The sequence below is a fragment of the Vibrio sp. V31_P5A7T61 genome, from assembly GCF_009904895.1.
In the GTDB taxonomy this organism is placed as follows: Bacteria; Pseudomonadota; Gammaproteobacteria; order Enterobacterales; family Vibrionaceae; genus Vibrio; species Vibrio metschnikovii.
Map to the genome: position 1 here is coordinate 25,371 of NZ_WXWI01000064.1, position 14,286 is coordinate 39,656.

The following is a 14,286-nucleotide window of genomic DNA, read 5'->3' on the forward strand; positions in this document are numbered from 1 at the left end:
CTGTTAAATATGCATACTCTTATGAACCTAACAAAAAACCTAGAAACACCAACACATGAAGTTAGCGTAGACCTATAACTCAAAATAGGCAAGTGATTGGAAATCAGGGTAAGTGATTGAAATAGATCTACTTATGAACTTAACTAAAAACCCGATTTATTTAACATAACAATGATAATGCGCACTAGAGTGTGCCATTAATATTGACATCAATATCATGCTCATGGTTCTATACATGCCTTACGTTTATCACTATAAGGATATGTAATGAAACGTGAAACGATCGCTTTACACCATGGTTATCAAGCTGATAATCAAAACTCCGTTGCGGTACCCATTCATCAAACCACCTCATTCAGTTTTAATGATGCACAACATGCTGCAGATCTTTTTGATTTAAAAGTCCAAGGTAATATTTATTCTAGAATTATGAATCCGACCTGTGATGTGCTTGAGCAACGTATCTCAGCACTTGAAGGTGGTATTGGCGCACTGGCGGTCGCTTCTGGGATGGCCGCGATTACTTATGCTATTCAAACTCTTGCTCAAGCTGGTGATAACATTATTTCAATCAGTGAGTTATATGGTGGAACTTATAATTTATTTGCTCATACTTTGCCTAGACAAGGTATTGAGGTTCGATTTGTAGATAAAGACAATTTTACTCAGTTAGCTCAAATGATTGATGATAATACCCGAGCGGTTTTTTGTGAAAGTATCGGCAATCCATCCGGCAGTATCGTTGATATTGAAATGATAGCTAACCTAGCCCATCAACATGGTTTACCGTTAATTGTTGATAATACGGTGGCTACGCCCTTTTTGTGGCGACCTTTTGAACATGGTGCTGACATTGTGGTTCACTCTGCTACAAAGTATATTGGCGGTCACGGAACCACGATTGGCGGTCTGATTGTCGATTCAGGTAAGTTTCCATGGCATGCTTATCCGCAGCGCTTTCCATTATTAAATGAGCCGGATATTTCATATCATGGAGTTAACTATGCTCAAGATATTGGTGCTGCGGCTTTTATCGCTAGAGCGCGTGTTGTCCCTTTGAGAAATATGGGAGCGGCGCTGAGTGCTCAGGCGGCTTGGAATCTATTACAAGGATTAGAGACATTAGCTTTGCGGATTGAGCGAATTAATCACAATACTTTTGCTGTAGCTCAATGGCTTAGCCAACATCCACAAGTGAATTGGGTAAATTACGCGGGTTTAAGCACCCACAAAGATCACTCACTTGCCCAAAAATATATGCATGGAAAAGCCTCTGGTATCCTAAGTTTCGGTATTGTCGGTGGCCGAGAAGCTGGGGCGCGTTTTTATGATGCATTAAATCTAATTCTTCGTTTAGTTAATATTGGTGATGCAAAAAGTTGCGCCGCGATTCCTGCATCGACGACTCATCGCCAGCTCAATGATCAAGAATTACAAGCTGCAGGCGTTTCAGCTGATATGGTTAGGTTATCAATAGGCATAGAGCATATTGATGATTTGCTTGCTGATCTTGAACAAGCGTTACAAGCTACCGTGTAAATCTTATTCTGATATCTGAATCATGGCCTTGATGGGATCCCTGTGGCCATGATCGGAAGAAGAATCCTGAAGCTTCTCTCTATTAAGCTATTTTATATTTATGATTGCTATGGGGGTTAAAAAATTAAAACTTCATTTTTTGTTTTATGTTACGGCGCAACTTAAGTTATAGTGCGTTAAGATAAAGGGTACTCAACTCTATTATCAGCCAACTGATAAATATTTTATTACATCAAGCCCTCTTGCCAGATCCAACGTAGTCAATGATTCTGTTGTACATTCATGAATATAAAATAAGCTTTTGTTTGGTACAATGAGGACGTTATTGACACAGAAAATCAAAGAAAAAGAGCACATATGTGCTCTTCTTAAATAGACAATTATTCTGCTTTATTCTGCTGATCCTCAGCATACTGACGACGAATTTCTTGAGATACAATTTGAATAGCCTGTGCGGTACTGATCCCTTCTGCCATCATTTGCTGAATTTTTTCGACAGCGGCTTGCTGTTCACTGTGAGTTAAAGTCGGTATATCGTCAAACATAAATAGGCTCCTATTGGGGAGCCTCACTATAAAGAGACTATCAGTAACTAGCAAGGAAGTTTATATATGCACCCATAGCATTTTCATTGGTATAGCTCGCTCCGATATCGAGCTGAATGATATTCAATGGTGATAATCCAATTCCAGCAGTGATGGTACCGTCTCGACCACTGTAGGCAAGATTTTTGTTATACCCTACTCTCAATTTTAATTGACGCATGATATCCACTTCACCACCAATACGGATCATTTGCGTATCATCGGCAAAGTTATTAAATCGACGATCGGTATTCAAATCATAATCCACACTCAAGGTCGCATAATCAGCAACGATGCCAGCACCGAGCGTGATTTGTGGACGAATTTGATAATCATACTGAACAGAGTTTACCGTTTGCGTTGAAATATCTCGACTGATCAAATTGGTGGCAGCCGCTCCTAAACGATAAGGCCCATAAAACCATACCGCACCAGCATCAATGTTAAATGTGGTTTCTCCCGTACCGTTATCTAACAAATCTTTGAATTCATAGTTGTTAAAGCTGGCTTGATAAACATAAGTATAAATGCGTTGTAATTTCGGAGTGATACCAAAAGCCATATGTTGACCGAGGAAGGTTTGATATTTGGCTAACGAGATACCAACTTCAGTAACGGCAATAGACACAGCATTAATACCGCTATTTTGTGCCTGCTCAAGAATACATTCAGGGCTGCTAGGATTAGCACCACTTACAGGGCAATCTGATGCGATGCTGGGAGCGGCATACACTTCAGTGTACGCTTTGCCAAATATATTGGCAGATATATAGCGGTTTGGTATACCAAAAGCGATAACCCCACCAAGATTAGCATTGAGTGTATTACCATCAATATCATTAAGAGCCGCTTGTAATTCAGGGGCCTTACTTGGGTCATTGCTGTTAATCAGATCAGCGATGTTATCGATGCTTTTTACTAATTTATCAGGATCGTTATAGGTAAATCCAACGCTAGGTAAAATCATCCCAGCGTCATCATTACGACGATAAATAGCCACTAGAGCAGGATTATAAAATGGAGCAGTAAGATAGTTTGCAGAGACCACGCCAACGCCGCCCATGGCATCTCCGCGTGCTTCAATGGCATAATTCGCCGCAAGAGTCTCTGTGGCAACCAGCAGTGCGGGAAGCGTTAAAAGCCAAATATGTTTTTTACTGTTCATATCCAATAAACCGTTGGTTACTTTGTTGTTATAACGGCTTATTGTCTATCAACTTTAATCATTCCTCTAGAGAAACATTATAGGTTTTACTGATAACTTGAGCTTGCTCTATGATTATTGGCCCTTGCCAGCGTTTATGGGTCATTGAAACCGCTAAGATGTAGCGATCCGATGTTAGATCGGTTAACTCAAGCTGAGTCGGATAATTTGATTCATAACTTTGTTGCCAAATTTCTTTATACTCACCATCAAAATAATCGTACACCGACACATCTAACCGAGGCAATGGACAATGGCGATTCAATAATGCATTTTTATCAACCGTCCATTGATCTTTACTCGACCAACGAACCGTTTGCTTCGCTTTAGGTTCGCCAAAGATAACCCAAGTGCTCCACGAATCTTGATCTTCAGCCGTGATATCGATTCGGTACAACCCCATCGATAACTTGGAATTCAGATTATAATGTTTACGAAAGGTTACTCCGCCTTCAGTGACGCTGTCACCTGAGCGGGTGAAGCTGCTGTCGGTAGAAATAGGCCTCTCGACCCATTGAGTTAACGTTATATTATTGAGTGCCTTATCGCTTTGTGCTTCTAATATGACTTGATATGCGTCACGACCAGGGCTTTGAATATCTATCTTACGAATGACGATACTATTTAGCCATACCGGAAAGGTTTTGCTGGTTAGCCCCTTACCACAGTCCACCGATAACGATTGGATCAATACATCGTTTAGGTGTGTTTTGGTATTCTTCGTTTGATTCAGTTGCCAAACTTCAACCAGCGAATGAAACATTCGATCAAGATCATTGTTAAGTAGATGCTGATGCACTTGAGTTAATGGACTACTACTCTCAAACCATTCAACACTTTGTGCATAAAAAGGCACGCACACTAGCGTGCCAATAAGACATAGTTTACTGTGCATGATTTAGGCTTTCATCTTGTACCCAACGCCACGGAGTGTTTCTATTTCTAACCCAGGTAGTTTCTGACGCAATTGCAATACGTGTGTATCCACCGTTCGTGTCGTTGGAAAATGATTGTAACCCCACACATGATCCAATAATTCATCGCGAGTAAATACTCGCCCTAAATTGCTGGCGAGAAAAAGCAATAAATCAAACTCAGTTCGCGTTAAGGTAATACACTGTTGGTTAAAAAATACTTCTCGAGTGGCTTTATCGATCACCAAGTTTGGTGTGATCACTTTGCTGTCATCATTATCTTCACCATCCGGTGAACGAAGCTGCGCTCTGATCCGCGCAAATAACTCAGCTTCAGCAAACGGTTTGGTGAGATAGTCATTTCCTCCCGCATCTAAGCCTGTCACTTTATCTTTAACGGTCACTAAAGCGGTCAATAAGATGACAGGGATCTCTTTTAAAGCTTTCCACTCCGCGAGATGAGAAATTGAATCACCATCAGGTAATTGTCTATCTAAAATGACTAAATCCGCTTTTTCCCAGTATTGCTCTACTGCGGCGATAGTTTCTGCATGTAAACAGTCATATCCCGCTTGCTCTAAACTTACCAGTAAACCGTCAGCAAGGTTTTTATCATCTTCAACGAGAAGCAATGTCTGTTTCACAAGGTATCTCCAAAATAAACGTGGTTGGTGGTCCGATTAAGGTCAAACGGCCTCCCATTCTACCAACCATCGATTCAACAATCGTTAAGCCAAGTCCTAAGCCACTTTTACTTACAAAAGGCTTACGTAAATGACGCCAATCTTTATGGGTCAGCGTTCCTTGATCAGTCACCTTGATGGTAACTGAATCAATTGTTGACGTGACTTCTAAGGTTACAGGAGCAACACCGTATTTTACGGCATTGCGAATTAAATTATCGATACAGGTCCCAAGCCAATATACGTTGAGCTTTGCCGCTATATCTTGTTCAACAATTAACTCTATAGGTTGAGTAAACTCTTCTTCTACTTTGTATTGCAACCATTCTTCAACCGATGGAACCCAAGCGGTCGCGAGCGGTTTATTATCCGACTGTAGATAATCTTTACTGGCTTCGGCAAGCTGTCTTAAACGGCGAGAATCCTCACAAAGGCGACGAAACTCATCGTATACAGTTTCGGGTAAATGTTCAAATTCTCGGCGAAACCCTTCAACTGTTAATGATAAGCTAGCGATGGGCGTTCTCAATTCATGAGTTAGAATTTGTAAGATTAGCATCCTACTTTTCATTTCTTGTCGTTTAGAGTTCCAACGATAAATTGACCAACTTATCACCAAAAAAATATTTGCCAACACCAATACAAACATACTGATACGAAGTAAATCCGTATGATCTTGTACGTTCCAGCATAAATTGCCTCGTTGAACAAAACATGTGCTATCACTTTCTACAAAACTAAATGCCAGTCCCGCTTGACTGGCATTTAGCTGCCAAATGCTATCATCGAATAAGTAGTACTCATCGCCTTTTCTTAACCAAAGTTCATCCTTATCACCAAACATAATCGCACCCGCGATCAATGCATTCATCGCCTCTTCGTTCATTCTCTGCAAACGGCCCAATAAAGATTGGCTAGGTGCTTGCGATCGCTCTTGAATATGCATAAAAGGTTCAAGTTGTGCATATTGATCAGGATAAACTTCTGCGTAGCGTGCAGCATAAGTACCACCACCAGGATGAATCAATGAGCTTCTGGCAAACCAACGCACGGGTAATTGACTTCCTTTACACAACGCTCGAGTAAAGACTAAAGGTTCCGTTACTAAAGGGTTCAATGGTAAATTACCCGAGCAACTTTGGGCTAACTGGTACAAAAGCTGAATATCTTTTAATGGATAGGACGCAGTTTGTGGCAACATGCTGTCTGGTGTTAATAATCGAGTAGGATACTCTTTTTGAATCGTTCGAATATCATAAGTGACCATAGCTGCCTGCTCATCAAACAGCGATACAAACAGTTCAATCCGCTCTGGTAGGGAATCGGCAAAAGCTGAAACAGTAAAAGTACAAGCGGCAAGCACTAAGCTGCGGATGAGTGTTCTTGTCAATGTAAATAATCGTTTGATCATAAAACCATAAAATGATGATGTATTATCTATAAATAGAAACAACGCTTGTTATATCACTGTCAATAATATACCAAAGTATCGCTCTTATTGGTTCGGGACATTTTCCCTTCCCTCTTGAGCTTTGTTCGTATACCAGAAAGCATGAAGCCAGCAAATTGCTGGCTTCATGCTTTGATGTCATCAGATTACAACGCTTTGGAGATGGCGTCTACACTCTCTTTCGCATCCCCAAATAACATGAAGGTATTGTCTTTGAAGAACAACGGATTTTGCACTCCTGCATAACCCGTATTCATTGAACGTTTAAACACAATCACTTGTTTCGCGTGCCATACTTCTAATACTGGCATGCCTGCAATTGGACTATGAGGATCATCTAACGCCGCTGGATTGACCGTGTCATTCGCTCCAATCACTAAGACGGTATCGGTTTTGGATAGGTCATCGTTAATTTCATCCATTTCTAATACAATATCGTAAGGTACTTTAGCTTCTGCTAATAGCACATTCATGTGACCCGGTAACCGACCAGCCACAGGATGAATCCCAAAACGGACATCAATGCCTAATGCTCGTAACTTCTCGGTGATCTCGTAAACAGGATACTGTGCTTGCGCGACAGCCATACCGTACCCCGGGGTAATCACGACAGAACGAGAGTTCTTGAGAAGTTCAGCTACCTCTTCAGCGTTCATTTCTCGGTATTCACCTTGCTGTTCATCACTGCTGATCACTACTTCTTGACCAAAACCACCAGCAATTACACTGATGAATGAACGGTTCATCGCCTTACACATAATATAAGACAGAATCGCCCCAGACGATCCGACTAAAGCGCCGGTCACAATCAGCAAATCATTGGCGAGCATAAAGCCAGCGGCGGCCGCGGCCCATCCCGAATAAGAGTTGAGCATTGAAACTACAACCGGCATATCAGCGCCACCGATTGAAGCAACCAGATGGTAGCCAAAGGCTAAAGCAATCATGGTCATGATGATCAACGGCAATAAGCCGCCATCCATCTTTAAAAATTGCATGAGTAACAGAACCGATATCACTAACGCCGCGAGATTTAACTTATGCTTGTGTGGCAAATTTAGAGGCGAAGAGCTAATTGAACCGCTCAATTTACCAAACGCGACGATCGACCCAGTAAACGTTACGGCACCGATGAATACTCCGATAAAAACTTCGACCAAATGAATTACATGTTCCGCATGAGTATCGACTAAAGGAGCATCGAGCAAACTGTTATAACCGACCAATACGGCAGCCATACCAACAAAGCTGTGCAACATCGCAACGAGCTCTGGCATCTGTGTCATCTCTACTTTATTGGCGAAACGGATCCCAATGACGGCCCCGATGATCATGGCTAAAATAATCCAGCTCAGCCCTTGTGCCTCAGGACTGAAGATGGTAGCTAGCAGCGCGATCGTCATACCGGCCATACCGTAATAGTTACCGGTACGTGCTGATTCTTGTTTCGATAATCCCGCTAGACTCAAAATAAAACATAAGGCAGCAATAATATAAGCCGCGTGTACTAATCCTGCAGACATTATTGTTCTCCCTTAGTCTTTACGGAACATGTCAAGCATACGTTTCGTGACCGTAAAGCCGCCAAAAATATTGATGCTTGCAATCAAAACGGCAATAAATGCCAAAAAGGTTACTATCCCATTGCCTTGGCCGATTTGTACTAAAGCACCGACGATAATAATTCCAGAGATAGCGTTAGTTACTGACATTAAAGGGGTATGTAATGCATGAGTTACATTCCACACTACGTAATAACCAACCACACAAGCTAACACAAAAACCGTAAAATGACCGAGAAAAGCGGCTGGAGCTACCGATGCTATCCAGGCAAAGACACCGACACCAGCCGCTAAGCCAACCAATTTTTTCCAAGGTGATGCAGGTTGTTTGGGTGGTTTCTCTACCATCGGTTTGCTTTGGGCAGGCTGCTGCACAGAGACTGGGATAGGCGGAGCAGGCCAGGTGATCTCACCTTGCTTAATGACAGTGACCCCGCGCAATACAACATCGTCAAAATCGATGTTAATTACGCCGTTTTTCTCTTTGCAAAGCAATTTCAATAAATTGACCAAATTCGTTGCATAAAGCTGAGAAGCTTGAGTAGGAAGGCGACCAACCATATCGGTATAGCCAATAATTTTTACGCCATTATCAGTCGTAATCAACTGATCTTTGACCGTATACTCACAGTTTCCCCCATTTGCAGCCGCCAGATCAACAATCACACTACCCGGTTTCATGCTATCTACCATCGATTTGGTGATGAGTGTCGGTGCTGGTTTACCAGGGATCAGTGCGGTAGTGATAATAATATCGGCTTTTTTTGCTTGCTCTGCGTAAAGCTCTGCTGCTTTTTGATTGAAATCATCCGACATTTCTCGAGCGTACCCATCACTCGAAGCAACCGTCGGCAGATGATCAATTTCCAGAAACTCAGCGCCCATTGATTGCACTTGCTCTTTAACTTCAGGACGAACATCGAACGCTCTAACAATTGCGCCAAGGCTTCCTGCTGCACCTATAGCAGCAAGGCCAGCTACCCCGGCACCAGCGATAAAGACATTCGCGGGAGGGACTTTACCAGCAGCGGTGATCTGCCCAGTAAAGAAACGGCCAAACTGATGGGCCGCTTCTACGACCGCTCGATAGCCAGCGATATTCGCCATTGATGATAATGCGTCTAAGGCTTGAGCTCGAGAGATGCGCGGCACGCAATCCATCGCTAATACATTAATGCTTTTCATTGCCAGTTTTTCTAGCAACTGAGGATATTGAGCTGGCCAAATAAAACAGATTAATGTCGCGTGCTCTTTTAATAACGAGACTTCATCGATTTGCTCATTGTAAATTGGCGCATTCACTTTTAAGACAATATCGCAATTCCATACTACCTCGGAGGGTTCAACCATCGCACCAGCCGCTTGGAATGCACTGTCTTCAAAACTCGCTAATGAACCGGCTTGAGATTCAACCACAACCTCAAAGCCGAGTTTTATCAGTTGCTCTACTGATGAAGGTGAGGCTGCAACTCGCGTTTCCCCCGCTAGCCTCTCTTTTGGCACACCAATTCGCATTTCATTTCCTTGATTTTGGGACAAAAAATAAAAGAACGCTAAGCATAGCGACTTAGCGTTCTTTTATTCATGACTTCTGTCAACGACTGGAGAAATTAGTTAAAGATCTGACCACTCATCTGATCAATGAAAAGCTGAGCTTTTTTTAACATTAACTGATCAGCCTCTTGTTTATTCGACAAAATATCAGAACGAATAAAACGATGGGTCTGTAACTCACCATTAATCTCTTGAGTAATTCGGCCAGCGACTCGGTATTGGCCGTTTTCCGCGATCGATTCTTGATAAATGAGCATACCTTTATATTCAACAGGCTGAATTGATTCTGGTTGCTTTTTCTCTCTTCCCCCAAACCAGCGAGCAAATAATCCCACAACTACTCCTTATGTTTCTTGTTGTTCTTCAGAATTGGTTCTTCATACCATTCTAACGGATTATCGTGATCAAACCGAGCTTGAGATAAAATAACGGGAATGTCTTTATCTCGCATACTACGACGATCTTCAATGATCATGGGTTCCGCCGCTTGAATGGCAGCGAGAACTTGTTGTTTTAAAATCACCAACCGCTCTTCAGGAAGGGCTGAAAGGAAGTCGACATCATGTCGGATATAAACCGGGCGCATTTGACTCAATGCAAGACAGGCCAGATCCGCTAATTGGTCATGATTGTATTTCTCACTATATTGACGCTGAATCAATACTTGTCCTACTAACGTTTCCATATAGTTATGTACATCAACATTTAACTGCATCCGTTTTCTCCTGAATCATGCGAACTTATCCTTAAGCCTATGTTTCGACCAATGATACTGAAATGAGCCATGCCCTTCCTACTTAAAGCTGCAGCGGTGTTGACTACCTGCAACTTCAAGTCGTTTGGGTATATCTGAGTAAAAATGTGAAAGCATCAGATTAACACCTGTTCAGTGTAGCAAAAAACTTGGCAATTATTGAAATCAACGTATTCTTATAACCAAAGGGACTTAAACCATTTGCGTAACTTTTCACCAATAAGGGACTGCATTGATTCAAATGGCGCATGAATAATCTATGTCGACAGATTTTGCTTCTTCATCTTGGTTTCGTTTTGCCTTCCCTATCCTGTTACTTATTACAGTCTGGATCGGAATCGATAACCTCGTTATGGTCGTGCAAAGCAATATTGGCTTTGCGCAAAATTTACCTTACGTGCTTTTTGTCAGCGCTATTGCTATCGCTCATTTATTTAAGCAAAGTCGGATAGCCATGATCGCCAGTGTGTTGCTGGTAAGTTACCTGATTGTTCAATACCGACTGCAATCCCCCCTATCCGATGGTTCAACATTACTTGAATTGTCTCTCTTGGCAACGCTACTTCCCGTGGCTTGTCTCATTAGCTATGCTTTTTATAATCAAGGGCTCGCTACACGCAGTTTTGCCAAATTCATCGGGCTGTTACTGATGTTGTTACTGTGGGGGATGTTGAGTGTTACTCACTTTTATGATGGCTCTGTCATTGATTTACATGAAGGTCTACTTTACAGCGTTCCGCAAATTTCTCGATTACCCTTTATTCTAGTACTTTATCTTTTCGCTTTAGTCGGTGTCTGTGCGATTTTAGTATTAACCAGAAATCGTATGATCGATGCCACTATTTACAGCGCTTTATTGTTAACCAGCACTACCTTTATTTTTTTCCACGTTTCCTTTATATCCAGCATTCTTTTTTCACTCGCTGGTGTCTTATTGATCTTGTATTTGATCGCAGCAGGTCATGCATTGGCTTTCAATGACCGATTAACTCAACTGCCTGCCCGACACGCTTTGGATCTTGACCTGCAGCGTTTAGGGAAAAACTTCACGATTGCAATGGTTGATGTCGATCACTTTAAGGCATTCAATGATACCTATGGCCATGAAACTGGTGACGATGTGCTAAAACTTGTTGCCAGTCGCTTACGGCTCGTTCCCGGTAATGGACGAGCTTATCGTTATGGTGGTGAAGAATTTACTTTGCTTTTTAAAGGCAAAACGGCAGAACAAGCAAAACCACATTTAGAGTGGTTACGTCACGATATCGAACATTACGATTTAGTTATTCGAGATACAGACACTCGCCCCGCTAATCATCAAGACGGTTCAAAAAAACGTAAACATCATAAAGCGTCATCCGTTACTATTACTATTAGTATCGGCATTTGTGATAGTCACGTAGAGCCCACCCCAAAATCTGCATTAACCTTAGCCGATCAAGCTTTGTATAACGCTAAAAAAGCTGGGCGGAATTGCATAAAAGTCATTAAGTAAGTAACAATTGTTATCGCCCATCGCAACTTATCAAATAAAAGTATGCTAATGTTTTCTTGTGATTAATTTTTTAACCGCACTGTATAGAGAATCGATGCATTGACCATTTTTTTTAACGTCATTAATAAATATCTTATTAAAATGCTATGCCTAATGACATTAGCCTTTCCCGCTATCGCATGGGCTGACCGGGATTGGTCACAGCAAGCTGTACGGATGTGTGTCGATCCTGATTGGGAACCTTTAGAGAAAATCACCCCTGATGGTCAGTTTGTTGGCATTGCAGCAGATTTATTACGAGTGATTTTTCAGCGAGCCAAGTTGGAGTTCGTCGTAATACCAACAGTGGATTGGAACGAAAGCTTAGTCAAATCCCAAGCTGGGGAATGTGATATTCTGGCGTTACTCAATAAAACCGAACAACGCAGCCAATGGCTTAATTTCACTCGGCCGTATCTTGTTAATCCTAACGTCTTAATTACTCGACACGAGCATCACTATGTAGATAACTTAAACGATCTCGCCAGTACCGATAGTAGTATTGTTCTGCCTATCGGTACCTCTGTGTATGAATTTCTTAAACGTGACTATCCAAACATCAATTTAATCCCTGTTGATACAGAACGAGAGGCTTTCGATTTAGTGGATAGAGGGCTAGCCGATGCAACATTACGTTCATTATTAGTCGCAGCGTATACTATTAGAAACGAAGGCTGGTTTAATCTTAAAATCGCAGGTGAAATCGGTGACTATAAGAATTTGTTACGAATCGGTGTACTTCACCAGCACCCATTATTGCTAGAACAATTAGATCAGGCCATTGCCACATTGACTGTCGAAGATATCAATCAAGCCATTAATCGACACGTACCTATTTCTGTGAGTTATCGTTACGACTGGATAATGATCGTAAAAATCATCATGATTTCTATGATCATTATCTGTGCATTATTATTTGCCGGGTTACTACAGTACCGCTCTCATCGACGTTTATTAGCACTAAAATCTCAATTAGAAACCACGTTAGTGGAAAAAGATAACATTGAATTACGACTTCGAGAAAGTGAACGCTTTTATCGCTCATTGGTTGATACTGCCCATGAAGGGATTGGCGTTATTCAGAATCAACGTTTTGTATACGCTAATCACTATTTAGCGCAAATCGTTGGTCTCAGTATTGAGCAACTTCTTGAGCTTTCTTCATTCCTCGACCTAGTAAGTCCAGAATACCAACCTGCTGTGTTAAAAGCCCATCATCAGCGTCTAAGTAAAGAAGCAACACCGCCGCAACGCTATCAAGCACAGCTAATTCATGCTAATGGACATATCATTGATATTGAAGTTAGTGGCGTTATGGTTGACTGGTATGGTGAACCCGCTTCTTTAAACTTTATCAGTGACATTACGGATAGAAAACAAGCGGAACGTGAAATTACCCATCTCGCTAATCATGATACGTTAACTGGACTGGCGAATCGCAGGCTACTTATGGAAAGAATGGAACAGTTAATTTTACAAGCTAAACGTAATCCTATTCAGTTTGCCGTTATCTTTATTGATTTGGACAAATTTAAACCTGTCAATGACTACTGGGGGCATCAAGTGGGCGATGAACTTTTGCAGGCGATCTCACAACGTCTGACTGAGAGTATTAGAGCATCGGATACTTTAGCTCGTATCGGGGGTGATGAATTTGTCATTTTATTGCCTCATTTACCAAGCGAACATATCAATGACGTGGTACGAAAAATCGAACATGCCTTTCAAAAACCTTTTGTTTTAAAAGAAAAAACATTATCGATTCATGCTAGCCTCGGAGTAGCTAACTTCCCTAATGATGGAGATACCGCTTCAGAATTGCTTAATAGAGCTGACCGAGAAATGTATCGCAATAAGCAAGTAAACGTATAGCAACGTTGAACTAACGATACTGCTAGTAACTTTACACACAATAAAAATGCCCGACTTTATATACCGCCTATTGTAGGAACTTCTTTATCAATTGCCATTGTGCCGTATAATCGCGACCAAACTACACCACACCAATCTATCAGTGAGCTGCAAATGTCCAAACTATTTTTCAAAGGTCGAATCGATGCTAGACAAAACCACGTTATGTCAGGCTACAACGTAAAGCGTGATATAAAAACAGGCACTGAGGAAGCTCCAATTAATATTGTCGTCTCAACCGAGGCTCGTAAAACTGAGATAGAGACTTTACTTTCTGAGCACTCGATTGTGGCTCATATTGCCATAGACTCAAAGCAGCCAGAGAACACTATTGAACTTGATACGCTACTAAACAAACCTAAAACTATTACCTATGACAAAACACCAAACCGTAATGAATCGTGTATTTGCGGAAGCGGAAAAAAGTACAAAAAGTGCTGTGCTTAAAATATAGATAGTTAGATTAAAAACCGTCTTCTGACGGTTTTCTTATAGGGCTGACAACGCTACTACCAACTTTCCGTATTACACCGTAATCACCAAAATCAACGCATAATAAAAATGCCACGCGTTGGAAGTCCCTCTTGAAGCGTTTGT

At 41.5% G+C, this 14,286-nt stretch carries 13 protein-coding genes; 4 read left to right on the top strand and 9 right to left on the bottom strand.

Annotated elements, in window-relative coordinates; translation table 11 throughout:
* Nucleotides 1-267 precede the first annotated feature (267 nt).
* Nucleotides 268-1,539, top strand: coding sequence for an O-acetylhomoserine aminocarboxypropyltransferase/cysteine synthase family protein (locus tag CAG58_RS14475; protein ID WP_004396326.1), 1,272 nt, complete (start codon nt 268-270; stop codon nt 1,537-1,539).
* 380 nt (nt 1,540-1,919) lie between these two features.
* On the opposite strand, the gene CAG58_RS14480 is transcribed toward CAG58_RS14475, so the two are convergent.
* The 9 genes from CAG58_RS14480 to CAG58_RS14520 all read right to left on the bottom strand — a co-directional run bounded on the left by CAG58_RS14480 (nt 1,920) and on the right by CAG58_RS14520 (nt 10,205).
* The gene (locus CAG58_RS14480) at nt 1,920-2,084 is read right to left on the bottom strand and encodes a YoaH family protein (protein ID WP_004396324.1); all 165 of its coding nucleotides are present in this window, start codon (nt 2,082-2,084) and stop codon (nt 1,920-1,922) included.
* A 40-nt stretch (nt 2,085-2,124) separates the two neighbouring features.
* A complete protein-coding gene (locus CAG58_RS14485; protein WP_158145076.1) occupies nt 2,125-3,288 on the bottom strand; it encodes a conjugal transfer protein TraF in 1,164 nt (387 codons plus the stop codon).
* 58 nt (nt 3,289-3,346) lie between these two features.
* Nucleotides 3,347-4,222 carry a DUF2861 family protein gene (locus CAG58_RS14490; protein ID WP_161425223.1) on the bottom strand — a complete coding sequence of 292 codons (876 nt, stop codon included), beginning with the start codon at nt 4,220-4,222 and terminating at the stop codon, nt 3,347-3,349.
* Nucleotides 4,223-4,225: 3 nt separating this feature from the next.
* A complete protein-coding gene (vxrB, locus tag CAG58_RS14495; RefSeq protein WP_161425222.1) occupies nt 4,226-4,885 on the bottom strand; it encodes a response regulator transcription factor VxrB in 660 nt (219 codons plus the stop codon).
* A complete protein-coding gene (gene vxrA / locus CAG58_RS14500) occupies nt 4,860-6,335 on the bottom strand; it encodes a sensor histidine kinase VxrA (RefSeq protein ID WP_161425221.1) in 1,476 nt (491 codons plus the stop codon). Before vxrA ends, vxrB begins: the two co-directional genes overlap by 26 nt.
* A gap of 185 nt (nt 6,336-6,520) precedes the next feature.
* A complete protein-coding gene (pntB, locus tag CAG58_RS14505; protein ID WP_154171053.1) occupies nt 6,521-7,897 on the bottom strand; it encodes a Re/Si-specific NAD(P)(+) transhydrogenase subunit beta in 1,377 nt (458 codons plus the stop codon).
* A 12-nt stretch (nt 7,898-7,909) separates the two neighbouring features.
* Nucleotides 7,910-9,451: a Re/Si-specific NAD(P)(+) transhydrogenase subunit alpha gene (locus CAG58_RS14510; RefSeq protein ID WP_161425220.1), complete on the bottom strand. Its 1,542-nt coding sequence runs from the start codon at nt 9,449-9,451 to the stop codon at nt 7,910-7,912.
* Between the two features lie 95 nt (nt 9,452-9,546).
* Nucleotides 9,547-9,825 (bottom strand): HlyU family transcriptional regulator, encoded by a 279-nt coding sequence (locus CAG58_RS14515; RefSeq protein WP_004396310.1) that lies wholly within the window; start codon nt 9,823-9,825, stop codon nt 9,547-9,549.
* Between the two features lie 2 nt (nt 9,826-9,827).
* Nucleotides 9,828-10,205 carry a late competence development ComFB family protein gene (locus CAG58_RS14520; protein ID WP_161425219.1) on the bottom strand — a complete coding sequence of 126 codons (378 nt, stop codon included), beginning with the start codon at nt 10,203-10,205 and terminating at the stop codon, nt 9,828-9,830.
* Nucleotides 10,206-10,503: 298 nt separating this feature from the next.
* On the opposite strand from CAG58_RS14520, the gene CAG58_RS14525 reads away from it, so the two are divergent.
* From CAG58_RS14525 to CAG58_RS14535, 3 genes are all read left to right on the top strand, one after another.
* Nucleotides 10,504-11,739 carry a GGDEF domain-containing protein gene (locus tag CAG58_RS14525; protein ID WP_202598313.1) on the top strand — a complete coding sequence of 412 codons (1,236 nt, stop codon included), beginning with the start codon at nt 10,504-10,506 and terminating at the stop codon, nt 11,737-11,739.
* Between the two features lie 153 nt (nt 11,740-11,892).
* Entirely contained in the window at nt 11,893-13,650 is a 1,758-nt protein-coding gene (locus CAG58_RS14530; protein WP_161429639.1) for a diguanylate cyclase domain-containing protein, read from the top strand.
* Nucleotides 13,651-13,803: 153 nt separating this feature from the next.
* Nucleotides 13,804-14,136, top strand: a complete 333-nt coding sequence (locus tag CAG58_RS14535; protein WP_158137348.1) for a PBPRA1643 family SWIM/SEC-C metal-binding motif protein — start codon at nt 13,804-13,806, stop codon at nt 14,134-14,136.
* Nucleotides 14,137-14,286: the final 150 nt, after the last annotated feature.

What these genes read in the sequence shown, in the direction of transcription:
- CAG58_RS14475 (WP_004396326.1), top strand. Translation starts at nt 268, where the DNA reads ATGAAACGTGAAACGATCGCTTTACACCATGGTTATCAAGCTGATAAT.
- CAG58_RS14480 (WP_004396324.1), bottom strand. Translation starts at nt 2,084, where the DNA reads ATGTTTGACGATATACCGACTTTAACTCACAGTGAACAGCAAGCCGCT.
- CAG58_RS14485 (WP_158145076.1), bottom strand. Translation starts at nt 3,288, where the DNA reads ATGAACAGTAAAAAACATATTTGGCTTTTAACGCTTCCCGCACTGCTG.
- CAG58_RS14490 (WP_161425223.1), bottom strand. Translation starts at nt 4,222, where the DNA reads ATGCACAGTAAACTATGTCTTATTGGCACGCTAGTGTGCGTGCCTTTT.
- vxrA (WP_161425221.1), bottom strand. Translation starts at nt 6,335, where the DNA reads ATGATCAAACGATTATTTACATTGACAAGAACACTCATCCGCAGCTTA.
- pntB (WP_154171053.1), bottom strand. Translation starts at nt 7,897, where the DNA reads ATGTCTGCAGGATTAGTACACGCGGCTTATATTATTGCTGCCTTATGT.
- CAG58_RS14510 (WP_161425220.1), bottom strand. Translation starts at nt 9,451, where the DNA reads ATGCGAATTGGTGTGCCAAAAGAGAGGCTAGCGGGGGAAACGCGAGTT.
- CAG58_RS14520 (WP_161425219.1), bottom strand. Translation starts at nt 10,205, where the DNA reads ATGCAGTTAAATGTTGATGTACATAACTATATGGAAACGTTAGTAGGA.
- CAG58_RS14525 (WP_202598313.1), top strand. Translation starts at nt 10,504, where the DNA reads ATGTCGACAGATTTTGCTTCTTCATCTTGGTTTCGTTTTGCCTTCCCT.
- CAG58_RS14530 (WP_161429639.1), top strand. Translation starts at nt 11,893, where the DNA reads ATGACATTAGCCTTTCCCGCTATCGCATGGGCTGACCGGGATTGGTCA.
- CAG58_RS14535 (WP_158137348.1), top strand. Translation starts at nt 13,804, where the DNA reads ATGTCCAAACTATTTTTCAAAGGTCGAATCGATGCTAGACAAAACCAC.